Below are 24,979 nucleotides of genomic sequence, written 5' to 3'. Positions count from 1 at the left end.
AGAGACAGCGCGACGGTGCCGGGAGGTGCCGGCGCGCTCCACCTGCAGCCGGTTTGCGGCTACCCTCGGCAGCCGAGAGGCCCACCCCGTCCATCCGGTGGGCCTGACCGTTACAGGAGCCCCGCGCATGCGCGTTCTGATTGCTGAAGACGACCCGGATATCGCCTCCGGCCTGTGCGCCTCGCTGCGCCGGCAGGGGCACGTGGTCGACCACGTCGACAACGGTGCGCACGCCGATGCTGCACTGGGCTCGACGCAGTACGCGCTGCTGGTACTGGACCTGGGGCTGCCGCAGCTGGATGGCCGCGACGTGCTGCAGCGCCTGCGCCAGCGCGGTGATGGCCTCGCAGTGCTGGTGGTGACCGCCCGTGACGGCCTGGCCGAGCGCGTGCGTGTGCTCGACCTGGGTGCCGATGACTACCTGGTCAAGCCGTTCGCGCTGGACGAGTTCGAAGCGCGCGTGCGCGCCCAGCTGCGCCGGGTCACCAGCAATGGCAACCCGGACCTGCGCATCGGCCGCCTTCGCATCGACCTGGCCGGGCATCGGGTGTGGATCGACGACCAGTCTCTGGAACTGACCGCACGCGAATTCGGCCTGCTGTCGGCGCTGGCGGTTCGCGCCGAGCGCATCGTGTCGCGCGCGCAACTGGTGGAAGCGCTGTGCGACTGGGGCCAGGATCTCACCGACAACGGCCTGGACATCGCCCTGCACCGCCTGCGCCGCAAGCTGCAACCCGGCGGCATGGGCATCCGCACCGTGCGCGGGCTGGGCTACATGCTGGAAGACGCGCAGGACGAAAGCGCCTCGTGATCAGTGGACCACCCAGCCTGCGTCGGCGCCTGCTCGCCTTTCTGGCGCTGCCGATGCTGGGCCTGCTCACCTTCAACACGATCCTGGCCTATTACGTTGCGCTGGACTATTCCAACCGCATCCACGACCGCAACCTGATCGACGACACGCATTCGTTCGCGCAGATGCTGAGCACCATGCCGGTGACCAGCGACCTGTCTCCGCAGGCACGCTTCCTGATCGAGTACGACCCCGACGGCCATCGCTACTTCAACGTCGACAGCAGCCGCATGGGTACCCTCAGCGGCAATGCAGACTTCAGCCCGTACGCCCCTTCACAGGACTGCACCGGCGTGCATCCGGCGCTGTACGACGGCAACCTCAATGGCCAGCAGGTGCGCATGGCCACCGTCTGCACGCAGGCGATGAACGATCCACAGGACCAGCTGGCGGTGACCGTGGCCGAGAGCATGGCCGACCGCCGACAGCGTGCGCGCGAGATCCTGATGATCATCATCCCGCTGATGACCATGCTGGCGCTGGGCACTGCCGCGCTGGTCTGGTTCGGCGTGACCTACGGCCTGCGCATCCTGACCCCGCTGAGGACCCGCCTGGCGCAGCGCCGCGGCGAGCTGGCACCGATCTCCGATGCCGATGTACCGGAGGAGATCCAGCCACTGATCAGCACCATCGACGATCTGTTTGCCCGCCAGGCGGAAATGATCACGTTGCAGAACCGCTTCATCGCCGATGCCGCGCACCAGCTGCGTTCGCCGCTGGCCGGCATGGCCCTGCACGTGGACCAGGCGCTGGCACACGGTGACCCCGATACGGTGCGCGAGGCGCTGCAGCACATCCGCCGGCTCAACCAGCGCACGGCCCGGGTCAGCACCCAGCTGCTGGCGCTGAGCCGGGCGCAGACCGTGCCCGATACCGTGGAGGCACTGGATCTGTGCGAGCTGGTGCCGCAGTGGGTCGGCATGCGCGTACCGGAGGCGATCCGCGATGGCATCGATCTGGGCTACCGCGGCAGCCCCCATCCGCTGCGTGTACTCGGCAACGGCGCCATGCTGCAGGAGGCGCTGGACAACCTGATCGACAATGCCCTGCGTTATGCCGGCCGCAATGCAACCGTCACGGTAGGCGTGCACGCGTTGGACGACAATGATGTCGAACTGTATGTGGAAGACAACGGCCCTGGCGTGCCCGACGACGTGATGCCACGGCTGGGCGAGCGCTTCTTCCGGGCGCCGGGCACCGCTGCCAGCGGCACCGGCCTCGGCCTGGCCATCGCGCACGAGGCGGTGGAGCACTTCGGCGGCCGCCTGAGCTTCCTGAACCGCCCCGGTGGCGGACTGAAGGTCGCCATCACGCTGCCGCTGCTGAAGGCGCCCTGACCCGGCCCGGGGCGCTGAAAGGCTGGCGAAAATCGCGCTTGCGATCCTGCCATCCCCACTGCCGTCCCGGAGCCGCCAGGTGACCGAATCGCACGACTTCTTCCTCCCCGGTGGCCCACAGGGCGTGCTGCTGGTCCATGGACTGACCGGCACTCCGGCGGAAATGCGCATGCTGGGCAAAGGGCTGAACAACGCCGGTTTCACCGTGCACGGCGTGCAGCTGCCCGGCCATTGCGGCAGCGTGGATGACCTGCTGGCGACCACCTGGGAACAGTGGTACCAGGGCGTGGAAGATGCCGCGGCAACCCTGCGCGGCAAGGTTGACCAGCTGTTCGTCGGTGGCCTGTCGATGGGCGCGGTGCTGTCACTGGCGCTTGCTGCACGTCGCCCCGAGTGGGTGTCCGGGGTCGGCGTATACGGCGCCACTTTCCGCTATGACGGCTGGAACATCCCCGCCGTGGCCCGCTTCTCGTTCCTGCTGCCGTGGTTCAAGCGCTTCAACATCGGCCGCGACCGCATGTTCATGGAAGAACCGCCGTACGGCCTGCGCGACGAGCGCCTGCGCGCGCAGGTCAGCGCCGCCATGCTGTCCGGCGACAGCGCCGCCGCCGGCCTGCCGGGCAATCCCTGGCATGCGCTGGCCGAGATGCGTGCGCTGAGCAACTGGACCCGCCGCCACCTGCACCAGGTCACCGCACCGTGCCTGGTGATGCACGCCCGCGAAGACGATGTGGCCAGCATGGGCAACGCTGAGCTGGTGATGTCGCGGGTCAGCGGCCCGAAGGAACTGGTGGTGCTGGAAGACAGCTACCACATGATCACCATCGATCGCGAACGCCGCGATGTGATCCGTCGCAGCGCGCGCTTTTTCACCGAGATCGGTGAACGCACGGGCGTGCTCAAGGCGGTGGCCTGAGATGGGGGCACTCGCCACCCTGCTGTGGCTGGCCAATGTGGTACTCGATACCGGTGGCCAGCTCGCCTTCAAGGCCGCCGCCAGCGATCCGCAGGAAGGCGAAGGACTGCAACGCTGGAAACACATGCTCAGCCGCCCTTGGCTGTGGATCGGCATCGCCTGCTACGTGCTCGAGTTCGTGGCCTGGATTGCGTTCCTGTCGCTGGTGCCGCTGTCCAAGGGCGTGCTGCTGGGCTCGATCAACATCGTTGCGTTGATGATCGCCGGTCGTTTCCTGTTCCGCGAGAAGCTCACGCCGCTGCGGGTGACTGGCATGCTGCTGGTCACCGCAGGCGTGGCGATGGTGGGGGCCGGCTCATGAGGCGCCTGTATGTGATCGGTTTCCCGCTGCTGATGGCCTTCGACACGCTGGCCCAGCTGTGCTTCAAGTACGCCGGTGACGCCGCGCTGCCGGTCGAGGCCAACACCGCCTGGCTGCTGCGCGTGCTGTCGCAGCCGTGGGTGTACGGCGCCATCCTCGGCTACGTGGGTGCGTTCTTCACCTGGATGAGCCTGCTGCGCCATGCGCCGATCGGCCCCGCGTTTGCCGCATCACACCTGGAAGTGATCAGCGTGCTGCTGCTGTCGGCGTGGCTGTTGAACGAGCCACTGACCCTGCACCATCTGCTCGGTGCGGTACTGATCGTGGCCGGCATCGTCTGCCTCGGCCGCGCTGAAGCGGACGACCCGCACAGTCCCGCCGAAAGCGCGTCGTGAGCGGGCTGCGATGAGCCTGTTCGCGCGCGAACTGCCACCTACCGCTGGCCTGCCGATTCAGGCCAGCGATTTCCTGCCCGGAGGTGGCGACCTGCGCGAAGTCCTGGCCAGCCAGCTCGGCACACCGCCACTGCAGCTGACCTGTTCCGGCACGCATGCACTGCTGATCGCGCTGCGTACGCTGCGCAAGCGCGCGCCAAGGCGCGACACCGTGATCATGCCGGCCTATACCTGCCCGCTGGTGCCGATCGCGGTGCACAGCCTGGGCCTGCGCGTGCAACTCTGCGATACCCGTCGTGGCCACTTCGACTTTGATCCCGGCCAGCTCAGGCGTCTGGCCGATGCGCGCACGCTGGCGATCCTGCCGACCCACCTGGGCGGGCGCATCGCCGATGTCGAACTGGCCTGCGAAGTCGCCCGCAACGCCGGCGCCTGGGTGATCGAGGACGCCGCACAGGCACTCGGCGCACGGGTCGGCAACAGCAGTGTCGGCCTGCGTGGCGATATCGGATTCTTCAGCCTGGCTGCCGGCAAGGGCCTGAGCCTGCATGAAGGCGGCCTGCTGGTCAGCCGTGACGACGAACTGCGTGCTGGGCTGGCCGAACATGCCGTCCAGCACGTTCGCTCCAGCCTGCACTGGGAGCTGCTGCGCAGCGTGCAGTTGATCGGCCTTGCTGCCTGCTATCGCCCTTCGCTGCTGTCGCTGGTGTATGGCAATCCATTGCGCAGTGCGCTTCAACGCGACGATCTGGAAGAAGCGGTCGGTGACATTTTCCCGCTTGATATACCGCAGCACCGGGTCAGCCACTGGCGGCAGAACATCGGCGCGCATGCCGCGCGGCGCTTGCCGGCGTTCCTGCAGGCCGGTCGCCTGCGTGCGTTGCAGCTGCGCGTGCAGCTGGCACAGCTGCCAGCCGTAGAAGTGGTCGACGGCCTCGCCGGTAGCGGTGGCACCTGGCCACTGCTGATGCTGCTGCTGCCCAGCCAGCGCGCCCGCGATGCCGTACTGAAGGACCTGTGGCCACGTGGTCTCGGCGCCAGCCGCATGTTCATCCATGCCCTGCCCGGCTACGCGTACCTGCGCGGCATCGTGCCGCAGGACGACATGCCCAATGCACGCGACTTCGCCGCACGCATGCTGACCCTTGGCAACAGCGCCTGGGAGACCCGCGAAGAGACTGCCGAAATACTGCAGGTCCTGGCCCGCGCCTGACCCGAACGTGCACGCGTGGCCTGCCCTCCGCGCATTCATCCGTGCACCTTCCTGAACGTTTTCCCAGCCTGTCAGAAGAGCCTTTCAACAGGAAAGGAACGAGAAAGGCGGCCTGCCTACATTGAGCCTGCCCCGGCATCGGGCCGGGCGTTTCTTTCATCGACGGACCTGCCCATGCACTGGAGCATCCTGTGTGACTTCGACGGCACCATCAGCCTCGAAGATGTCATCGACTCGCTGCTGGAAAAGTACGGCCAGCCGGGCTGGCAGGAACTGGAAGACCAGTGGAAAGCGGGAAAGATCGGCTCGCGTAAATGCATGCAGGGCCAGGTGCGGCTGCTGAAGCTGGACCCGGCCACGCTCGACGCGCACCTGGACCAGGTACAGATCGACCCGGGCTTCGCCGCCTTTGTCAGCCGTGCCGAACAGCTGGGCCTGCCGCTGCGCATCGTCAGTGACGGCCTGGACTATGCGATCCACCGCATCCTGGCCAACCACGGCCTGTCGCAGCTGCCGGTGGTGGCCAACCACCTGCGCTGGTGCGAAGACCATTGGGAACTGGAGTCGCCCTACCAGGCCGAAGGCTGCCGCAGTGGCACCTGCAAGTGCACCTGCGCCGCGCAGGCGCGCGCCAACGAAGCACCGCGCGTGCTGATGATCGGTGACGGCAGCTCGGATTTCTGCGTGTCCGAAGACGCCGACTTCGTGTTCGCCAAGCGCCGCCTGATTACCCATTGCACGAATGCCGGCATCGAGCATGCCGCCATCGAAACCTTCCACGATGCAGTCGCACTGTTGCCGCGCCTGCTCGATGGCAGCCTGCTGCAGCCACGTCGCATCGACGCCCGCCCGCAGCCCGCCGCACTGCCCCCGCTGCTGGCCACCGCCTGAGTACTCCCTCCAAGCACGCTCCCCCGTCGCCCCTTTCGAACGTCCTTCACGGAACCGAACTGCATGAACATTTTTGACAAGAACGCCGACGCCGCTGCCTCCGACGCGCAGCTGCTGGCCGACGAAGCCCGCTACAGCTCCTTCGGCGATACCGTCCACTACGTCGACCCGCCGAAGATCTTCCAGCGCGGCGAAGGCAGCTACATGTTCGACGGTGCGGGCGTGCCCTACCTCGATCTGCAGATGTGGTACTCGGCCTGCAACTTCGGCTACAGCAACAAGCGCCTGAATGACGCGCTGAAGGACCAGATCGACACCCTGCCGCAGGTCGCCAGCCAATACCTGCATCCGACCCGCGTGCAGCTGGCCAAGACCATTGCCGTGGACATGCACGAAAAGTTCGGCCTCGACGGTCGCGTGCATTTCAATGTCGGCGGCGCGCAGGCCATTGAAGACTCGCTGAAGATCGTGCGCAACGCGCGCGGCGGCAAGAGCCTGATGTTCGCCTTCGAAGGCGGCTACCACGGCCGCACCCTGGGTGCCTCGTCGATCACCTCCAGCTACCGCTACCGCCGCCGCTACGGCCACTTCGGCGAGCGCGCGATGTTCATCCCGTTCCCGTACCCCTTCCGTCGCCCGAAGGGCATGACCCCGGACGAGTATTCCGACCACTGCGTGTGGCAGTTCGAGCGCCTTTTCGAAAGCGAGTACAACGGCGTGTGGGACCCCAAGGTCGGCCAGGCCGAGTACGCCGCGTTCTACGTCGAGCCGATCCAGGGCACCGGCGGCTACGTCATTCCGCCGCGCAACTTCTTCACCGGCCTCAAGCGCGTGCTGGACAAGTACGGCATCCTGATGGTGGTCGATGAGATCCAGATGGGCTTCTGGCGTACCGGCAAGCTGTGGTCGATCGAGCATTTCGGCGTGACCCCGGACGTGCTGGTGTTCGGCAAGGCGCTGACCAACGGCCTGAACCCGCTGTCGGGCCTGTGGGCACGCGAAGAGCTGATCAACCCGACCGTGTTCCCGCCGGGTTCCACCCACTCCACCTTCAACTCCAACCCGCTGGGCACCCGCCTGGGCCTGGAAGTGTTGAAGCTGGGCAAGGAAATGGACTACGAGCGCACCGTACCGGAAAAGGGCGCGTACTTCCTCGACGGCCTGCGTGGACTGCAGAAGCGCCACCCGGAAATCGGCGACGTCGACGGCCTGGGCCTGGCCCTGCGCGCCGAAATCTGCCAGGCCGACGGCTACACCCCGAACAAGGAACTGCTGGACCGCATGGTCGACATCGGCCTGGCCGGTGACCTCCTGCACGACGGCAAGCGCATGGGCCTCGTGCTCGACGTGGGTGGCTGGTACAAGAACGTGATCACCTTCGCGCCGTCGCTGGACATCAGCTACGAAGAGATCGACCTGGCGATCACCCTGCTCGACCAGGCGCTGACCAAGGCCAAGGGCTGAGGCTGGATGCGCTGCCGGTTCCCGTGCCGATGGAGATGACGTCACGCGCATCCAGCACCGCGCTGGAACCGGCCGCGCTGCTGGAGGGTTTCCTGGCCCACCCGCCGCTCGGATTCGAGGCAGGCCGCCTTCCCAGTGGCCTGCCGACCTTCCGTGCGCCGCTGGACCTGACCACCACGATGGACGACGCGCTGCGCAGCAAGCTGCTCGGCCTGCCGCTGTCGCGCCTGTGGCGGCCATGGATCACCTGGAAGACCCGTTTCGTCGGTGCCACCAGCACCGAGTACACCCCGCTGCCGGCGCACGTGGCGCCGGAGGCGCTGGCCGAGGACGTGACGCGTCACGCGATCGGCGATACCCGGCTGCTGGTGGTCAAGGACCTGGCCATCGATTCACCGCTGCTGGACGACGCGGCCAACGCGCACAGCGCGGCGTTCCTGCAGGCCTTGCTGGCGCGCGGCTTCGTTGAACTGGAAGGCATGCCGCTTGCCTGGGTGGCGATCGATTTCGATTCGCTCGATGGCTACCTCGGCCGCCTGTCGCCCTCGCGCCGCAAGAACATCCGGCGCAAGCTCCGTTCGCGTGATGACCTGCAGATCGACTGCATCGCCACCGGCGATCCGGCCCTCGCCGACCCACGGCTGCAGGCCGAGCTGTATGCGCTGTACCTGGGCGTGTATGCGCAGAGCGCGGTGCATTTCGACCAGCTCGACCTGACCTATTTCCAGTACCTGCTGGCCGACAGCCAGGGCCAGGGACGAATGTTCCTGTACCGCCACCAAGGTCAGCTGATCGGCTGGAACCTGTGCTACATCCACGCCGGAAAGCTGGTGGACAAGTACATCGGTCTGGCCTACCCGCAGTCACGCGAGCACAACCTGTACGCGGTGAGCTGGATGCACAACCTCGAGTACGCGCTGCTGCACGGCCTGAGCCACTACGTGGCCGGCTGGACCGACTCGCGGATCAAGGCCGAACTGGGCGCCCGCTTCACCTCCACCCGGCACGCGATCCACGCACGCTCCCCGCTGCTGCGTGCCGCCCTGCGCCGCCTGGCCCCGTACCTGCAGGGCGAACCTGATGGAGGCGGTTGAACATGCCGTTGCGTTCTCCGTTGATCCTCGACCTGGACGGTGGCGTGCTGCCGCTGCCCCAGGCGCAGACCCTGGCCTTGCCGCAGTGGCACGACCCGCTGCGCTTCGCCTGCAGCAATGCCACCCTGCACCGTTTCGCCGCCGAAGTGCTGGCGCCGCTGCCCGCGCAGCTCGGCACCGTGATGCTGGGCAGTGGCGACTTCCATCATCTCAGCCTGCCGCTGTTGTGCCGCATGCGCACACAGGCGCCGTTCCAGCTGGTAGTGCTGGACAACCATCCGGACAACATGCGTTTTCCGTTCGGCGTGCATTGTGGCTCATGGGTGAATGCAGCCAGCAAGCTGCCGCAGATCTCGCACATCCATGTGCTCGGCATTACCTCCAGCGACATCGGCCTCGGCCATGCCTGGGAGAACCACTGGCGCCCGCTGCTGGGCGGTCGCTTGACGTACTGGTGCATGGACGTGGATGTCAGCTGGGGCCATCGCCTCGGCATGGGCCACGCGTTCCGCCGCTTCGAGCACCCCGAAGCGCTGGTGGCCGCGTTCGCTGCCGAACAGGCCAAGTCGCCGCAGCCGGCCTACCTGTCGATCGACAAGGACGTGTTCGCCGAGGACGTCGCGCGCAGCAACTGGGACCAGGGCCGATTCCAGCTGGAAGACGCACTGGTGGTGATCGAGGCGCTGCGTGCCGGCGGCCTGGTCGGCAGTGACATCACCGGGGAAGTGTCGCTGGCCAACTACCAGAGCCGCTTCAAGCGCTGGTTGTCGTCGCTGGATGGCCAACCGGACATCAGCGCCGAAGATCTTCCTGCCTGGCAGGCGCGTCACCAGCAGGTGAACCGCGAACTGCTGGCGGCAATCGCCGCCGTACCGACGGCCTGCTGACCGCGCCGGTAATGCCGGCCGCAGGCCGGCGTGGCTCCGGTAGTGCCGGCCGCTGGCCGGCAATGCCAACCAAGGTTGGCACCTACCAGACCAATGCCGGCCAGCGGCCGGCACTACACTGGACTCCCGTCCCGGAGCCCTCGCCATGCCCCAGACCGTCATCCCGCAACTGCGCATGCGCCACGCCGACACCACCCTGCCGTTCTACGTGCAGGGGCTGGGCTTCGTGGTCGACTGGGAACATCGCTTCGAACCCGGCTTCCCACTGTTCGCCCAGCTCACCCGCGACGGCCAGACGATCTTCCTTACCGAACACAGCGGCGACTGCGAGGTCGGCGGCGCGGTGTACTTCATCGTTGACGACGTCGACAGCCTGCACCGCGCCTTCGGTGCCGCCAACGTCCCAATCGAGCAGCCCCCGCATGACACCGAATGGGGCAGCCGCGAAATGCTGCTGCGCGACCCGGATGGCAACCGGCTGCGCTTCGCCACCCACACGGACTGAATGACGCTGGCTTGAGATGGATATACGAAACATTTACGATTCGTATATTCATACTTCGAGGCCATCCATGGGCATCGTCAACATCGATGACACCCTGCACGACCAGCTGCGCCGTGCCTGCACCGTCTCCAGCCGCTCGATCAATGCCCAGGCCAACTTCTGGATCCGGGTCGGCATGCTCTGCGAGCTGAACCCCACGCTGAGCTTCCAGGACATCGTCGCCAGCGAGCTGCGCGCGGCCGGTGTGCAGCCGCCGCTGCTGCCCCCGGGCCAGGTCTGAGCCGATGGGCATCATCAAGCGCCCCGACGAGATCGTGCTGATGGCCGAATCGGGTCGCCTGCTGGCCCAGGTGTTCGCCGCACTCGACCAGCTGCCGCTGCAGGGCCGCAGCACGATGGAGGTCAACGATTTCGTCGAACGCATGATCGTCGATGAACTGCAGGCGAGGCCGGCCAGCAAGGGCCAGTACGGCTTTCCCTACGTGCTCAATACCTCGATCGACAACGTGATCTGCCACGGCGTTCCCAGCACCACCGACGTGCTGCGCAACGGCCAGATCGTCAACCTCGACATCACCCTGGAGAAGAACGGCTACATCGCCGACTCCAGCACCACCTACCTGGTCGGTGAGGTCGACTACGCCGCGCGCCGGCTGGTGCAGACCGCCTACCAGGCGATGTGGAAAGGCATCGCTGCGGTCCGCCCCGGCTCGCGCCTGGGTGACATCGGCCACGCCATCGCCCGCCACGCGCGCAGCCACGGCTACAGCGTGGTGAAGGAGTACTGCGGCCACGGCATCGGCCAGGAGATGCACGAGGAACCGCAGATCCTGCACTACGGCCATCCCAACACCGGCATGGTGCTGGAAGAAGGCATGGTGTTCACCATCGAGCCGATGCTCAACCAGGGCAAGCCGGCCATCCGCCAGCAGCCGGACGAATGGCCGGTCTACACCCGCGACGGCAAGCTGTCGGCGCAGTTCGAGCATACCGTCGCGGTCACCGGCAGCGGCGTGCGCGTGCTGACCCTGCGCCCGGGCGAAACACCGTTGTGCGCGGTGGATGCCGCCTAGAGCGGGCGCAACAGCAACAGCATGGCAAGGCAGAGCATGAACATCGCCACGCCGGCATCCAGCACCCGCCACGCAGACGGCCTGCGGAACACCGGCTGCAACAGGCGCGCGCCATAGCCCAGCGTGCAGAACCAGGCCACGCTGGCGAGGCAGGCACCCGCGGCGAAGGCCCAGCGCAGATCGCCCGGATAGCGCGTGGACAGGCTGCCCAGCAACACCACCGTATCCAGGTAAACGTGCGGATTGAGCAGAGTGAAGGCCAGACAGGTCAGCAGCACCTGCCGTCGATCGCCACCGTCCACGTCACCCGCCGCCAGTGCGCTGCCACCGCGCCACGCACGCATCCCGGCCTGCAGGCCATACCAGAGCAGGAAGACCGCACCACCGATGCGCAGCACCTGCAGCAGCAGCGGCCACTGCAGCACCAGCGCGCCCATGCCGCCCACGCCGGCCAGGATCAACGCGATATCCGCGCCGGCGCAGGCCAGCACCACCCTGCCCACATGACGTTGTTGCAGGCCCTGGCGCAGCACGAAGGCATTCTGTGCGCCGATGGCGATGATCAGGCCGGCGCCCGCGAAGAGGCCGGCGACGGTAGCGGCAATCCACATCGGGACAGGCCAGGCAGCGAGGGGACGCGCAGGGTGCGGCCAACAGCGTTGTTTAGACAAACTGATTTTTCTTTATCCTGCGCAGGAAAACTGAAGAGGCACCGGCATGGACCTGGTACACCCGCAACTGGCCGCGTTTGCCGCGGTGCTGGAGGAAGGCAGCTTCGAGGCTGCGGCACGCCGCCTGTCGATCAGTCCATCAGCACTGTCGCAGCGGATCAAGGCTCTGGAAGACCGGCTCGGGCAGGTGCTGGTGGTGCGCCAGGCGCCGTGCCGCCCCACCGCCGCCGGTGAGGCGCTGCTGCGCCGGGTGCGACCGATGCAGGCGCTGGAAGCCGAGGCATTGGCCGAGCTGCTACCCGAGCGTGGCAGCAGCGACGCTGCGCGCACCCCGATCCCGCTGGCGGTCAATGATGATTCGCTCGATACGTGGTTCGTGCCGGCCATCGCCGACCTGCACCAGCGCCATGGCTACCTGTTCGACCTGCGCATGGACGACCAGGACCACACCCTGCGGTTGCTGCGCGACGGCAGCGTGGCGGGTGCGGTCACCGCCGAAAGCCAGCCGGTGAAGGGCTGCAACGTGCACCCGCTCGGCGCCATGCGCTACCAAGCGATTGCTTCGCCCGGCTTCGCCCGCCAGTACTTCAGCGATGGCATGGACGCCACGGCGCTGGCACGCGCGCCGATGCTGGTGTTCAACCGCAAAGATGAACTGCAGTGGCGCTTCGTGCGTCGCCTGACCCGCGCGCGGCTGCAGCCGCCGCTACACTACCTGCCCTCCTCCACCGGTTTCGTCGAAGCCGCCGCGTGCGGACTTGGCTGGGGCCTGGCCCCGGAAACCCTGGCCGCGCCCGCTGTGCGCGCCGGCCGCGTGGTGGTACTGGAACCCCGCCGCTGGTTCGATGTGCCGTTGTACTGGCAGCATGCCGCCGTGCGCTCAAGCACGCTGCAGCGCATCACCCAGGCGCTGCGTACTGCGGCCAGCGGCACCCTTCGTTGAGGAAAGACCGATGACCGCAGACCCGGGCTTCACACGATGCGCACTACCGTTTGCGCACTTCTTTACCACTGGGACGGCATGGGCGTGATCGGCCGACGTACAAGGATGCACCGCGCGAAAGTTGCGTTGACCCTGGCAGCCTGCCTGCCGCTTGCGGCGGCAGCGCAGAGCAGTGCCGATGCACCCGCACTGGACTGGGAACAGGCGCGGCAACGCCTGGAGCAGGTCTCCGATGCGCTGGCCGCTGCCGATGCAGCCGTTCGCAACAAGCAGGACCTGCAGGACGCCACCCGGCTGCTGCGCCTGCCGGAGATCACCGGCGAAGTGCGCCGCCTGCAGTTCCAGAAGACGCTCACTCTGCCGCTGGGCTCACTGGCGCCGGTGGCTGAAGCCTTCGGAATCGATTCGCCGCTGTCGTTCACCGAGCGCGACTGGCGCACCCGTCCAGTGGTCACCGCGGTGCTGCCGCTGTACACCGGCGGCGTGATTCCGGCCGCGCAGCGTGCGGCCAGTGCCGCCCACGAACAGGCCAGCGCCGAGCGCGAAGCACAACGTCAATCGCTGACCGTGCAGCTGGCCCAGGCCTACTTCGGGCAGCGCCTGGCCGAGCAGGCGGTGGACGTGCGCCGTGACGTGCGCGATGGCCTCAACCGCCACCTGTCCGATGCAGAGAAGCTGGAACGCGAGGGTTTCGCCACCCGCGCCCAGCGCCTGCAGGCCACCGTGGCCCGCGACAAGGCCGAGCGCGAATACCAGAAGACGGTGAACGACCTGGCAACGCTGAAGGCCGCGCTGGCCACGCTGCTGCGCAGTGGTGGCGAGGTGCAGCCGGTTTCGCCGCTGTTCGTGCAGCGCGTGCCGCTGGAACCGGTGGCCAGCTTCGAGCGTACTGCGCAGGCGCGCCAGCCGCAGATCGCACGCCTGCGGGCCATGGTGGCGCAGGCCGAACAGGGCGTGCGCGTGCAGCAGGCCAAGCTGAAACCGCAGATCTTTGCCTTCGGCCAGTACGACTTCCGCCGCCGCGACGAAATGCTGACCGATCCGGACTGGGCGTTCGGTATCGGCCTGAAGTACACCTTCCTGTCGCCGAACTCGCGGCCGGCACAGATCAGCGCCGCGCGCGCGCAGCTGGACCAGGCCGAAGCGGGCCTGCGCGAGGCCGAGAACCAGGTCGCGCTGGGCGTGCGCAAGGCATGGAACGAACTGGAGACCGCGCGCCAGCAGTACGTGCTGCTCGACAGCAGCATCACCCAGGCACAGGAAAACCTGCGCCTGCAGGAGCTGGCGTTCCGCGAGGGCCAGGCCACCTCGCTGGATGTGATCGACGCGCGGCTCGGCCTCGGCGGTGCCCGTGTAGAGCGCGCACAGGCCGCCTACCAATACGATATTGCGCTGGCGCAGTTGCTGGAGGTCAGTGGACAGATGGACCGTTTTGAAGAATTCCGGCGCCGTGCGGACGAGGTGATCGACCATGAGTGATGTGCTGCACGACGATGCGACAACACCCCCGGCCAAGCGCCGCCTGGGCCCGATCCTGGTAGTGGCGCTGCTGGTCGCGGTGGTGCTCGGCCTGTGGCTGGCCTGGCGCAGCCCGGCCGACCAGATCCAGGGCATGGCCGACGCGGACACCATCAACGTGGCCGCCAAGATCACCGCCCGCGTGGCGGAGTTGAAGGTGCGCGAGGGCGACCGCGTGCAGCCCGGGCAGGTGCTGTTCCTGCTCGACAGCCCCGAAGTGACCGCCAAGGAACAGCAGGCCCACGGCGCGTTGGCCGCCGCACAGGCGGTGGCCGACAAGGCCGACGAAGGCGCGCGCAGCGAAGACATCCGCGCCGCCGAAGCGAACTGGAAGCGCGCCGAAGCCGGTGCGACGCTGGCCGAAGCCACCTACCAGCGCGTGCAGAACCTGTTCAACGAAGGGGTGATGACCCGGCAGAAGCGCGATGAAGCGCATGCCCAGGCCACCAGTTCGCGCGAACTGGCCCGTGCCGCGCGCGCGCAGTACGACATGGCGTTGGCCGGCGCACGCGAGCAGGACAAGCGTGCCGCGCAGGGCCAGGTGCAGCAGGCGCAGGGCGCGGTGGCCGAAGTCAACGCCGCGCGTGCCGAAGTCGAAGGACGCGCGCCGGTGGCGGGCGAGATCAACAAGCGCATGGCCGACCCGGGCGAGCTGGTGCCGGCCGGCTACCCGGTATTCACCCTGGTCGACATTGATCGCATGTGGGTGGCGATGAACCTGCGCGAATCGCAGATGCAGGGCCTGAAGGTCGGCAGCAAGCTGCGGGGCAGCGTGCCGGCGCTTGGCCAGGAAGGCGAGTTCGAGGTCTATTTCATCAATCCGGCCGGTGACTATGCGACCTGGCGGACCACCCGCCAGTCGTCCGGCTACGACGTCCGCAGCTTCGAGGTGCGGGTGCGCCCGGTACGCCGCATCGAGGGCTTCCGCCCCGGCATGAGCGTGCTGTTCGCATGGCCCCAGCACTGAGCCCGGACCGCAACGGCTTCGCTGCTTCGTGGCGGCGCGAGCTGCAGTCGCTGCGCGGCAACCGTGCCGACCTGCTGCTGGTCACCGTGCTGCCCCTGCTGATGCTGGCGGTGATGGCGTGGATGTTCTCGCCGTCGGTGATGCGCGACATCCCCATTGCCGTGGTCGACCTCGACCACAGCAGTGACAGCCGCCTGCTGCTGCGCATGCTCGATGCCAGCCCCGGCGTACGCATCGCCAGCCAGCCGGCGGACCTGGAGGACGCGCGTTCGCAGCTGCGCAGGCTGGACGTGTTTGCCATCGTACTGGTGCCGCGCGATGTCACCCGGCAAGCGCTGCGTGGACGCCAGGGCACGGTGTTCGCCTATTACAACGCCACCTACATGACCACCGGCCAATCTGCGTCGCGCGATATCGGCGACGCAGTCTCGGCCTGGAACGCACGCCTGCTGCGCGAACGCATCGGCCTGCAGGTCGGCCCCGGCAAGCTGCGTGCGGCACCGATCGCGGTGCAGTCGGACATCCTGTACAACCCTGCGCGCAGCTACGAGTTGTTCCTGCTGCCGCTGATCTTCCCAGCCGTGCTGTCGCTGGTACTGGCACTTGCGGTGGCCGGCAGCCTCGGCCGCGAGATCCGCGACGGCACCCTGCCCGCCTGGCTGGATCGAACGCCGTGGTCGGCGATTGCCGGCAAGGTCGCGCCGTACATCCTGCTGTTTTCGCTGTATGGCGCGCTCGGCATCGGTTACCTGGCCTGGCTGCGCGGCGATGGTGTGGCCGGCAGCGTGCTCCTGCTGCTGCTCGCACAGCCACTGTTCTACCTGGCCACGGCCGCCTACGCGTTGTTCTTCGTCGGCGTCACCCGCGACATGGGTACCGCGCTGTCCGCGGTCGGCCTCAGCATCGGCACCGCACTGGCGTTCTCCAGCGCTACCTTCCCGGTGCTGGATGGCCCCCTGTTCACCCGCATCTGGCATCAGCTGCTGCCACTCAGCGCCTACATCAAGCTGCAAACCCAGCAGCAGTTCATCGGTTCGCCGCTGCAGGTTTCGGTGTGGCCGTTGGCCACATTGCTGCTGATGGCGGTGGTGGCAGGAGGCATTGGCGGCCTGCGCCTGATCGTCTTTGCGCGTACGCCGGAAGCCGCGCAGCCTGAGGGAGCCGACGCATGAGCGCACTGTGGCGCAGCCTGCGGCAGACCCTGATGGCGGTGCTGTGCGACCGCTACGCGATCGTTGTGATGGTCGGCGCGGTGATCCTGTATTCGTTCTTCTACCCGGCCGCGTACCGTCACCAGGTGGCCGGCAACCTGCCGGTGCTGGTGGTGGACGAAGACCACAGCGCGACCAGCCGCGAGCTGCTGCGCAAGCTCGATGCGCTCCGCGTTGCACGCGTGGTCGGGCAACCGGCGGACATCGACAGTGCGCGTCAGCAGCTGGAAGCCGGCCATGCCGAAGGCATCGTGCTGATCCCGGCCAACCTGGAGCGCGACATCCTGCGCGGCCACCCGGCCAAGCTGGTGCTGCTCGGCAACGGCGCCTACCTGGGCCGTGCCAGCTGGGTGCTGGGCAGCGTGGCCGACGCACTGGGCGCGTTCGGGCGTGACGCCGTGGTCGGCCAGGCCGCCTTCATGGGCGCGCCACAGGCGCCGCCGGTCACCCTGGTGCAGCGCCCGCTGTACAACACACAGGAAGGCTATGGCAGCGCCATCGTGCCCGGCGTGGCCGAGCTGATCGTGCACCAGACCCTGCTGATGGGCATCGGCGTGCTGCTCGGTGGTCGTCGTCTTGCACTCGGCCGGCGCCTGCGCTTCGACCTCCCGACCCTGGCCGGCATGGCGATGGGCTTCGGCCTGATCGGCCTGTTCGGCCTGTTCTGGTACGCCGGGTTCACCGCCTGGGTGCAGGACTATCCGCGCGGCGGAAACCCACTGGGCCAGCTGCTGGGCGGCACCCTGTTCATCGCCGCTACCGTGGTTTTCGGCCTGTTCGTCGGCAGCTTCTTCCGCACCCGCGAACGCGCCTTCCAGTACATCATCGCCACCTCGATCCCGCTGTTCTTCCTGGCCAACCTGTCGTGGCCGGCAGTGATGACGCCGCAACCGCTGGTCTGGCTGGCGCAGCTGCTGCCTACCACCTCCGGCATCAACCTGATGGTGCGGCTGAACCAGATGGACGCCAGCCTGGCCGACGTCAGCCACGAACTGATCACCCTCACCGTCCTGCTGCTGCTCTACGGCAGCCTCGCCACCTGGCGCCTCCTCGCAGAAAAGGGGACGGAGGGGATTAAGTCGTAAACGGCCGGTTTGGGGGATTGCGACTTAATTCCCTCCGTCCCCTTTTTCCTGCAACGAAGAACGCCGGCGTGGGGCCGGCGTTCGGGTACTGCGGTGTGGAAGGGGAAACGGGGACTTTCGGCGATCGATCAGCGATAGACGCGTTCGCAGCGACGTTCAACCACGCGGTCACCGTTCTTCTGCTGCTGGTTGCCTTGGATCTGGCGGCCGGCCGCACCACCGGCCACGGCGCCGGCCACGGTTGCAAGCTTCTTGCCGTTACCGCCGCCCACCTGGTTGCCCAGCAGGCCGCCGATCACTGCGCCGGTAGCGGTACCCGTGATGCGGTTCGGATCGCGCGAGTTGCGCTGCACTTCCACGTTCTTGCAGACCACGCGGCTGCCGTCATTGAACTTGCGTCCCTCATCGCGCGGCCCATACATCTGCGCACCGGCCACCGACGAAGCCGCCAGCAGCGTGCCCAGCACAAGCAATCGGGTCGAGGTCTTCATGGCCATCTCCTGAGTTCCGGTATGGCGCAAGTGTCCACCTGCGGTTGGCAACCGGAAGTGAAATGCGCGTGTCCGCCGCCTCATCGGCCATCGCGCGTTCAGGAAGAGAATCCGCGCCCATCACGATCAGCCATCGTGATGGGCGCCGTCTCCCTACCGGCGTGCTGCCTTGCTAGAACTCTTCCCAGCCACCCGCATTGGCAGCCAACGTCGGCTCGATGCGCGGTGACAGCACCGCCGGGCGTCTCACCGGCGTGACCGAGGCCGCTACCGCCGCAAGCGCGCGCGGGACCGATACGGCTGCCGCGGCTGCACCGGTGCGGAACACCGACACCGCTTCGGCCAGCAGGTTGCCCTGCTCCTCCATGGAGCGTGCCGCCGCGCTGGCTTCTTCCACCAGCGCCGCATTCTGCTGCGTGGTCTCGTCCATCTGCACCACCGCCTGGTTCACCTGTTCGATACCCGAGCTCTGCTCCTGCGAGGCGGCAGAGATATCCGCCATGATGTCGGTCACGCGCTGCACCGAGGCCACGATCTCGCCCATCGTGGTGCCGGCCTGACGAACCAGCGCCGATCCATCGGCGACCTTGCCGACCGAATCCTCGATCAGGCCCTTGATCTCCTTGGCCGCACCGGCCGAGCGCTGCGCCAGCGTGCGCACCTCACTGGCCACCACCGCAAAGCCCCTGCCCTGCTCGCCGGCACGAGCAGCTTCCACCGCCGCGTTCAAGGCCAGGATGTTGGTCTGGAACGCGATGCCGTCGATGACGCTGATGATCTCGGCGATCTTCTTCGACGAGGCTTCGATGGCCGACATGGTAGTGACCACCTGGCCGACCACCTCGCCGCCCTGTGAGGCGACGCCATGCGCACCGATGGCAAGCTGGTTGGCCTGGCGTGCGTGCTCGGCGTTCTGTTTCACGGTGGAGGTCAGTTCCTCCATCGACGCAGCCGTCTCTTCCAGGTTCGCCGCCTGCTGCTCGGTGCGCCGCGACAGATCGGTGTTGCCCGAAGCGATCTCGCCTGCCGCCAGGTTGATGCTGGACGCGCTGGACTGGATACGGCCGACAATCTGCTTGAGCTGATCGACGGTGGCGTTGCAGTCATCACGCATGCGGGCGAACACGCCGTGGAAGTCGCCCTGCATGCGTACAGTGAGGTCACCGCGCGAGATCGCCTGCAGCAGGGTCGACACCTGCACCAGGTTCTCGTCGGTGGTCTGCATCAGGCGATTGAGCCCGGCCACCATGTCGCGGAAATCATAGGCGAAGCGATCTTCATCGCCGCGCAGGCTGAAGTCGCCGGCGGCTGCGGCCGTCGCCAGGCGGCGGATCTCACCGTTGATCGCCGACAGGCTGGTCTTGGTTTCGTCCATGGCCTGGGTGATTGCGGCCTTCTCGCCCGGCAACGGATCCATGTCCACTGACAGATCACCGCGGGCGTAATGCTTCATTACTTCGATCAGCCGGTTCTGCACCTGCACATGCGAGCCGACCAGCGCATTGGTCTCGTGCACCATGCGCCCGTAGTCGCCAGGAAAAGCACTCTCGTCCATGCGATAGCTGAGGCTGCCCGCGTCGTGCTGGCGGGCCAGCTCGCCCTGCGCCGCCATCACCGACTGCAACTGCGCCTGCATGCGCTGCATCGACCTGAGCAGCTGCGTCACCTCATCGTTGCCGGACGCGTCGATGCTGTTGTCCAGCCGCCCGTTGGCGATGCCGTCGGCCAGCTTCACCGCACCTTCCCGCGGGCGGGTCAGGCTGCGGGTGATGGCCCACGCGGCCAGCGAGCCCAGTAGCAGGCTCAACGCGCCGAACACGATCGACAACGTGCCGGTCCAGGATTCGGTTGAACGGTATTCCTCGCGACTGCGCTCGGTCAGTGTCTCCTGATGCCGCAGCAGGGTCGAGATCGCCTCATTCCATGCGGTGGCCAAGCCGTGCTCGGCGAGCAGTTCCTTGGCCGCGCCGTTGAAATCACCGGCCTTCATGCGCTCGTGCAGATGCTGGGTGGAGGCGTCGGTGGCCTTGCGTGCCGCGTCGATTTTCGCCACCAGGGCATCACCAGTGGCGTCGCGTGGAATCTTGATGTACTTGGCCCAGATACCGTCGTAGGTCTGCGACAGCTCCTGCGCCTTCTGATAATCCTTGTCGAAATCCTCACCGCGCTTGATCACCATCAGCCGGCGATGCATCAGCACCGCGTTGTTGGTATCCAGCATGTCGTTCAACAGCCGCATCTTCACCATGTTGACGTCCACCACTTTCTCGAACTGGGCGGACTTCAGGTGGTTTCCGTACAGCACGAGGCCAACGATGGCCACGATGAACAGCAGCAGCAAACCGAACCCGGCACCCAGCCGGGATCCCACTCGAAGGTTGCGTAAGGCGAGCATCTCAATTCCCTTGATCATGGCCGTATGATCGATGGCGGCGCAGGCAGGGGAAACTTTATGGGTCGATATTATTATATCGATCTAAAACTGTGGAACTGTGCAGACAGGTGTGAAATCAGAAAACCCACGAACGCGTTATATCCATAAGGTATATCGCCATGTGTACCGAGAATGGGATCAGGCCCGGGCCTGCCGCCCCGGCATCCAGCATTACGGAGCAGCAGGCCCCGGGAAGACCAGATCCTTCCCGAGCCTTGCCGCATGGACGCTCTCGAACTGGAAGGAGAGCACAAACCGGAACCCGCACGTCGCGGCGTAGAGCTTGATGAAGCGGCAGATTTCCCCCCAGGCGCTTTCAAACCCGCTCGCACGGAAATGAAACGAGCCGAGCAGGCCCACCTGCCACTCGGCTTCAATCCCTTCCGCTACGACAGCTTCCGGTGGGTCGACGATGCTGAATCCGAAGCCGGTGTTGGATGCTGGAAGAGATCCACGCAGGCCGTCGGCACCGTCGGAGTACGGCCTGGATCGAGTCCAGAGCGCGCAGCACAAAACCCAGATCGGCACCGGCTTCGACTCAAGCAAGCTTCATCAAAGCTCGGTGTCGTTACAAGCCCTGACCCATTCGTCAGGATCATCGGGCGCCACCGACATGAATCGGACTACTACGTCCACTGTTCACGGCCATCTGCGCCGATCCAAACCAGACCCGCCGGAGCATCGGTCAAGAACCAGAGGCCGAATCCATCGATATCATCTTCGCCAGGATTTTCGGGCCAAGCGTTTGAGATTAGCGTCAGCTGCTCCCTCCAGTCGCCTTGCAAGAACACCCCGTCCGTTGCAAGCCTCACTTTCCCTTCCCTCAACAAACGACCCATCAACTCGAAGAACGCGTCTTTTCTTTCGGAGATCCCAACACCTCCCATTTCCATCGTCATGTGCTGCCAGACGGCACCCATTGATAACCCAAACGAAGAAGTCACCACTGCACAATGAATCCCGTCTTTCATTTGAACTTCACCTCTACTCGCTTTCCATTATTTATGGATTTATCCTGCACATCAATTGTCCAACTAGCACCAGTCTTCTGCGCGCTCGTTGAAAAATCTCTAAGAGTTATCTTTGCACCAGAGCTCGTGGTTGCCGTATAAAGAAGACCCTTTCCAGGTACGACCTTCGCGACAGGCATGCGATCAGTTCCAGTCAGCTGTCTGAAATACAGCATGACATCGGATGTGCTTGCACCAATATAAACCGGAGCACCCGTACTGACTTGAGCATCGGCCTTCAAGACCTTTGAACCAAGATTAAGCTGAAAATCCTTAGGATCCAATGACTTGCTATTGTATTGGTGTGCGAGGTCATCAATTCGCTTTTGCGAGTACGCCTGAAGAACGGATTCAGGTTGTTTGAGAGACAAATCGGGCAGTTCCCGGCTTGGGCGCCCAGCCATCCATCTGCCCGCCCGCACCACCACTGATGCTGCCGGAGCTGGCCGTATAGTCCATGTGGTTCTGCAGGTCGGTGAATGTCAGCGAGCCCGCAGTCAGTTCACTGTCGCCTGCATTAGTGCTGGCAATCGCCCCGCCCACCAGATTCACGTGGCCGGCATCCACGCGATAGCCACCGTTTCCTGCAAACAAGCCGCTCTGCTGGCCGACGCCCTGGTAGTTGCCCTCGGCCTTGCCTGCGCTGGCGTAGCCATCGGCGTTCCACGCGTTGCCGAAGGCCACCTGCACGCGGCCGCCCACCTGGCTGTTCCTGGACATGCTCTCGGCAATGTCCTGCAGCGATTCGATGGTCAGCGTGCCGCCGGTCTTGACGTCGATGCGGTCAGCCGTGGCGGTCGCGCCGCGCAACGTGGTGTCACCCTCGGCCTTCAGCGAGATGTTCTGGCCGGTCAGCGTGGTGTTCTGCCAGGTATTGCTGTCCGAGTTCGCCTTGCTGCTGCCCACGCTGGCTTCGGCATACACATACACGCCCGTCTGCGCCCCCACCACAACGCCAACGCCCACTTCGGCGCCGGCATTGCCGCTCTTGCTGCGGTCTGCCACGTGCGCCTTGCCTGCTTCCAGCAGAATGTCGCCGGCCGAATCCAGGCTGAGGGTGTTGCCTGCACTCAGGTTGCCCTGCACCACATGGATGTCGCCCTGGGTGCTGGTGAGGTTGACGTTGCCGCCGCCCTGGATGATGGAGCCACGCGAAACCATGCTGCTGCCATCTGCACTGCTGTTGGCGGTCTTGAAGCCGATGCCTGCTTCAGCACGGAACAGTTCGCCACTGCCGCCACGGCCGGACAGTGCCGAGATCGCACTGGCTGCCTGATCCGCGTTGGCGCCCGCTGCCATGCCCTGCATCTTCTGCAGGCGATCATCGGACTGACGGGCCGCGTCCACGTTGTTGATCAGGTCGATCAACGGCGACTTCACCCGCGCGAACACGCCGATCTTCAGGTCCTTGTCGCTCTGCGAGTAGTGGCCGCTTTCGTCGGCGGTCAAAAGCTCGATCTCGGCAGCGGTGATGTTCACGTCCTTGGTCGCCACCACGTTGCTGGCGGTCTGCGTGTACTTGCCGCCAGCCGTCAGGTTTACGCTGCCGCCCAGGCTGCCGATGCTGCTGGCCACCTGTGACACCTGCGCGCTGTCGTCCTGGTGCTGCTCGCGGTGCCAGCCGGAGAACTTCTCGGTATCCGATATCTGTACCGTGCCGATCGCCTTGCTGTCCGACGTATTGGCGTTGCTGACCGTATCCTGCCCGCTGCGGACCCGCGGATCACCGGCCGCACGGATGTTCACGTCCTTCTCGGCGGCGATGTTGGCTGCGGTCAGGCTGATGTTGCCCTCGGTGGTGGCCATGCGCACGCCGCCGCCGACCGACAGCTGCGTGCCAGTGATGGTGTCACTGCTACCGCTGCCCTGGCTCTGCGAGTTGTTGGTACCGAACGGTAGGCCGCTGGTGTTGTTGGCAAAGCCCCAGCCCTTGCCGCGGCTGCTGCTGTCGCTGCGCTCGGTGTTGTGGGCCACGTCGAACACGATGTCCTTGGTGGCCAGCAGCACAGCGTTGCCCTCGGCCGACATCTGCGTGCCCTGGCTGAGGATCGAGCCGCCGTTGGCAATCAACGTGAGATCGCCGCCTGCAGCCAACTGGCTGACGCGGGCATCACTGGTCGAATGGCTCTGTTCGCTGTTGGTGCGCTGGCTGCCGGCAGTCACCACGGTCGAAGTGGTGGCCGCGCGCAGGCCGGAGGCTGCGCCATATATTCATAAGGTATATCGCCACGTGAAGCGAGGTGAAATCAGGCTAGGAGCTGCGACCGGGTTGTCGGGCGTTACGGGCAGCAGGCCCCGGGAAGACCAGATTCTTCCCGAGCCTTGCTGCATAGGTACTCTCGAACTGGAAGGAGAGCACAAAGCGGAACCCGCACGTCACGGCGTAGCACTTGATGAAGCACACAGGACTCCATCTGAGGTCGTACCTACTTCTTGCTCATACGCGGCTTGCGGCTTGCTGCATCCAGCCACTGTCAAATGGCCCACCCTGTATCAGTGCCGACCCATGCTCCTGCTGTTTCACCAGATAAAAACCGTCGCGTGCATCAAGGCATCACAGGCGCCTCCACGGAAATTGACTCCCAAGATGGAGCAATTGAATTCTCCTCAAGATAGGTTTCAAGATCCCGGAACGGAGAAACGCCGATGTCACTCAAAGAAAACCATACAGCATCACATTCGTCGCAGACAAAAATCTGAACCGCACTCTCCTTGACGCGAGCCTCAAGTATCTCACCTTGCTCGCAACGCGGACAAATCACGAAACACCTCACTGTACGGGATACGCAGATATTATTTTATTGGCGCCAGGCTTAACAATAATTCTTATGTTCTTCTCGCCGGCAACGCCAATCACTCGCCCATTGGGACGATGAACGCCCCCGGATCTCCAGGCACCGCACGCCCTTCATCCTCCAAGCCTCGTCGATAAGAGAGATCAACTTGGATCTATCCTCAACGAAAACCGAATGCGTGGCCTTTGCGGGGTTTTGAACCGTATGTGCCAATATGTACCTGATACGATTTCCATGTATAGAGCCCATCCCGTAGCATCCCGGCCATTGAGGTGCGCTTGCCTGTCAAGCGCGGCTTTTCACGAACTCAATGCAACGACCAGAAACACCCTCAAGCCACAACGCAGATTGCAGTCACGACCTGCTCCGGCTCATCCTCGAGCGGCACACCCCAACCGGAAATTTCGAGGACCCCGTAATCACCTCCGCTACAGAACCACTCCTCCGCCTCATCGAAATGCAACTCGGTAAAAACAAGAAAATCAGAAACCAGACTACCCAGGCCAATTGATCCTGCCGCAAGTCCACGATAGGACTTACGTGCAACAACATCCCACGGCATCCCCAATGCGTAAACCTTGAGCGCCCGCACAACCCAGCCCTCGATCGTAATAGAGAGCGCAGCCATGTCACCAGCGCGATCACCGCCAGGCAGGGAGAACAGAAGCCCGCCATTTCCATGCTCGTCAGGACCATACCTTTCCAGACGAAGATCAGGCCCGCCCTCAAACCTGTAAAGCCGAGCATCCGCGTCAATCAGATATGCAGCGATAACCGCGTCCAGATCATCGTATGCCGCATGCAGCGGTATAGCCGCCATGGCTAAGCCAGGAACAATCGACGCATCCCACTCAATGGAATTCACATC

25 protein-coding genes and 1 pseudogene are annotated in these 24,979 nt (G+C 65.4%); 18 read left to right on the top strand and 8 right to left on the bottom strand.

The features are described from left to right. Positions 1 to 127 precede the first annotated feature (127 nt). The 13 genes from CKW06_RS07675 to map all read left to right on the top strand — a co-directional run bounded on the left by CKW06_RS07675 (position 128) and on the right by map (position 10,986). Positions 128 to 811, top strand: coding sequence for a response regulator (locus tag CKW06_RS07675; RefSeq protein WP_038645743.1), 684 nt, complete (start codon positions 128 to 130; stop codon positions 809 to 811). Then, positions 808 to 2,187: a sensor histidine kinase gene (locus CKW06_RS07670; protein ID WP_005412674.1), complete on the top strand. Its 1,380-nt coding sequence runs from the start codon at positions 808 to 810 to the stop codon at positions 2,185 to 2,187. The genes CKW06_RS07675 and CKW06_RS07670 overlap by 4 nt, the downstream gene beginning before the upstream one ends. Positions 2,188 to 2,266: 79 nt before the next feature. Then, entirely contained in the window at positions 2,267 to 3,103 is an 837-nt protein-coding gene (locus CKW06_RS07665; RefSeq protein ID WP_010483180.1) for an alpha/beta hydrolase, read from the top strand. A 1-nt stretch (position 3,104) separates the two neighbouring features. Beyond that, on the top strand, positions 3,105 to 3,464 hold the full coding sequence (locus CKW06_RS07660) for an EamA family transporter (RefSeq protein WP_038645740.1): 360 nt from the start codon (positions 3,105 to 3,107) through the stop codon (positions 3,462 to 3,464). After that, positions 3,461 to 3,859: a DMT family transporter gene (locus tag CKW06_RS07655; RefSeq protein WP_005408666.1), complete on the top strand. Its 399-nt coding sequence runs from the start codon at positions 3,461 to 3,463 to the stop codon at positions 3,857 to 3,859. The genes CKW06_RS07660 and CKW06_RS07655 overlap by 4 nt, the downstream gene beginning before the upstream one ends. 10 nt (positions 3,860 to 3,869) lie before the next feature. Beyond that, positions 3,870 to 5,072, top strand: a complete 1,203-nt coding sequence (locus tag CKW06_RS07650) for a DegT/DnrJ/EryC1/StrS family aminotransferase (protein ID WP_038645737.1) — start codon at positions 3,870 to 3,872, stop codon at positions 5,070 to 5,072. A gap of 174 nt (positions 5,073 to 5,246) precedes the next feature. Further along, positions 5,247 to 5,963, top strand: coding sequence for an MtnX-like HAD-IB family phosphatase (locus CKW06_RS07645; RefSeq protein WP_038645735.1), 717 nt, complete (start codon positions 5,247 to 5,249; stop codon positions 5,961 to 5,963). A 63-nt stretch (positions 5,964 to 6,026) separates the two neighbouring features. Next, positions 6,027 to 7,427, top strand: a complete 1,401-nt coding sequence (locus tag CKW06_RS07640) for an aspartate aminotransferase family protein (protein ID WP_005408663.1) — start codon at positions 6,027 to 6,029, stop codon at positions 7,425 to 7,427. A gap of 29 nt (positions 7,428 to 7,456) precedes the next feature. After that, positions 7,457 to 8,521, top strand: coding sequence for a GNAT family N-acetyltransferase (locus CKW06_RS07635; protein ID WP_024958236.1), 1,065 nt, complete (start codon positions 7,457 to 7,459; stop codon positions 8,519 to 8,521). 2 nt (positions 8,522 to 8,523) lie between these two features. Continuing rightward, positions 8,524 to 9,408, top strand: coding sequence for a hypothetical protein (locus CKW06_RS07630; protein ID WP_024958235.1), 885 nt, complete (start codon positions 8,524 to 8,526; stop codon positions 9,406 to 9,408). Between the two features lie 145 nt (positions 9,409 to 9,553). Continuing rightward, the gene (locus tag CKW06_RS07625) at positions 9,554 to 9,913 is read left to right on the top strand and encodes a bleomycin resistance protein (protein ID WP_024958234.1); all 360 of its coding nucleotides are present in this window, start codon (positions 9,554 to 9,556) and stop codon (positions 9,911 to 9,913) included. 67 nt (positions 9,914 to 9,980) lie between these two features. Continuing rightward, positions 9,981 to 10,193 carry a ParD-like family protein gene (locus CKW06_RS07620; RefSeq protein ID WP_005412680.1) on the top strand — a complete coding sequence of 71 codons (213 nt, stop codon included), beginning with the start codon at positions 9,981 to 9,983 and terminating at the stop codon, positions 10,191 to 10,193. 10 nt (positions 10,194 to 10,203) lie between these two features. After that, the gene (gene map, locus CKW06_RS07615) at positions 10,204 to 10,986 is read left to right on the top strand and encodes a type I methionyl aminopeptidase (protein ID WP_024958233.1); all 783 of its coding nucleotides are present in this window, start codon (positions 10,204 to 10,206) and stop codon (positions 10,984 to 10,986) included. Here the strand turns inward: map and CKW06_RS07610 are convergent. Continuing rightward, positions 10,983 to 11,597: a LysE/ArgO family amino acid transporter gene (locus CKW06_RS07610; RefSeq protein WP_024958232.1), complete on the bottom strand. Its 615-nt coding sequence runs from the start codon at positions 11,595 to 11,597 to the stop codon at positions 10,983 to 10,985. The two genes, map and CKW06_RS07610, sit on opposite strands and share 4 nt — an antisense overlap. 106 nt (positions 11,598 to 11,703) lie before the next feature. Between CKW06_RS07610 and CKW06_RS07605 the strand changes: the two genes are divergently transcribed. The 5 genes from CKW06_RS07605 to CKW06_RS07585 all read left to right on the top strand — a co-directional run bounded on the left by CKW06_RS07605 (position 11,704) and on the right by CKW06_RS07585 (position 17,381). Then, the gene (locus tag CKW06_RS07605; protein WP_024958231.1) at positions 11,704 to 12,600 is read left to right on the top strand and encodes a LysR family transcriptional regulator ArgP; all 897 of its coding nucleotides are present in this window, start codon (positions 11,704 to 11,706) and stop codon (positions 12,598 to 12,600) included. A gap of 78 nt (positions 12,601 to 12,678) precedes the next feature. After that, a complete protein-coding gene (locus tag CKW06_RS07600) occupies positions 12,679 to 14,079 on the top strand; it encodes a TolC family protein (RefSeq protein ID WP_024958230.1) in 1,401 nt (466 codons plus the stop codon). Beyond that, entirely contained in the window at positions 14,072 to 15,085 is a 1,014-nt protein-coding gene (locus CKW06_RS07595) for an HlyD family secretion protein (protein WP_038645731.1), read from the top strand. The genes CKW06_RS07600 and CKW06_RS07595 overlap by 8 nt, the downstream gene beginning before the upstream one ends. Beyond that, the gene (locus CKW06_RS07590; protein ID WP_024958499.1) at positions 15,070 to 16,257 is read left to right on the top strand and encodes an ABC transporter permease; all 1,188 of its coding nucleotides are present in this window, start codon (positions 15,070 to 15,072) and stop codon (positions 16,255 to 16,257) included. The genes CKW06_RS07595 and CKW06_RS07590 overlap by 16 nt, the downstream gene beginning before the upstream one ends. After that, positions 16,254 to 17,381 (top strand): ABC transporter permease, encoded by a 1,128-nt coding sequence (locus tag CKW06_RS07585; RefSeq protein WP_012479548.1) that lies wholly within the window; start codon positions 16,254 to 16,256, stop codon positions 17,379 to 17,381. Before CKW06_RS07590 ends, CKW06_RS07585 begins: the two co-directional genes overlap by 4 nt. A gap of 128 nt (positions 17,382 to 17,509) precedes the next feature. Here the strand turns inward: CKW06_RS07585 and CKW06_RS07580 are convergent, their stop codons facing one another. From CKW06_RS07580 to CKW06_RS07550, 7 genes and pseudogenes are all read right to left on the bottom strand, one after another. Continuing rightward, positions 17,510 to 17,878 (bottom strand): glycine zipper 2TM domain-containing protein, encoded by a 369-nt coding sequence (locus CKW06_RS07580; protein WP_024958500.1) that lies wholly within the window; start codon positions 17,876 to 17,878, stop codon positions 17,510 to 17,512. A gap of 166 nt (positions 17,879 to 18,044) precedes the next feature. Continuing rightward, positions 18,045 to 20,267 carry a methyl-accepting chemotaxis protein gene (locus CKW06_RS07575; protein WP_024958501.1) on the bottom strand — a complete coding sequence of 741 codons (2,223 nt, stop codon included), beginning with the start codon at positions 20,265 to 20,267 and terminating at the stop codon, positions 18,045 to 18,047. A 210-nt stretch (positions 20,268 to 20,477) separates the two neighbouring features. Continuing rightward, positions 20,478 to 20,852 (bottom strand): hypothetical protein, encoded by a 375-nt coding sequence (locus CKW06_RS07570; protein ID WP_219625513.1) that lies wholly within the window; start codon positions 20,850 to 20,852, stop codon positions 20,478 to 20,480. A gap of 80 nt (positions 20,853 to 20,932) precedes the next feature. Next, on the bottom strand, positions 20,933 to 21,277 hold the full coding sequence (locus CKW06_RS07565; protein WP_024958502.1) for a DUF596 domain-containing protein: 345 nt from the start codon (positions 21,275 to 21,277) through the stop codon (positions 20,933 to 20,935). After that, complete coding sequence (locus CKW06_RS23550) at positions 21,274 to 21,687, bottom strand: hypothetical protein (RefSeq protein ID WP_141097972.1); 414 nt, start codon at positions 21,685 to 21,687, stop codon at positions 21,274 to 21,276. Before CKW06_RS23550 ends, CKW06_RS07565 begins: the two co-directional genes overlap by 4 nt. Continuing rightward, positions 21,668 to 23,521: pseudogene (locus tag CKW06_RS07560) on the bottom strand (hemagglutinin repeat-containing protein); the annotation flags it as partial. The gene CKW06_RS23550 and the pseudogene CKW06_RS07560, both read right to left, overlap by 20 nt. A 921-nt stretch (positions 23,522 to 24,442) precedes the next feature. Continuing rightward, positions 24,443 to 24,976, bottom strand: a complete 534-nt coding sequence (locus tag CKW06_RS07550) for a hypothetical protein (protein WP_224119396.1) — start codon at positions 24,974 to 24,976, stop codon at positions 24,443 to 24,445. Positions 24,977 to 24,979 lie beyond the last annotated feature (3 nt).

The sequence above is a fragment of the Stenotrophomonas maltophilia genome (genome assembly GCF_900186865.1).
Lineage (GTDB): Bacteria > Pseudomonadota > Gammaproteobacteria > Xanthomonadales > Xanthomonadaceae > Stenotrophomonas > Stenotrophomonas maltophilia.
This window is presented reverse-complemented; position numbering and strand designations above follow the sequence as displayed.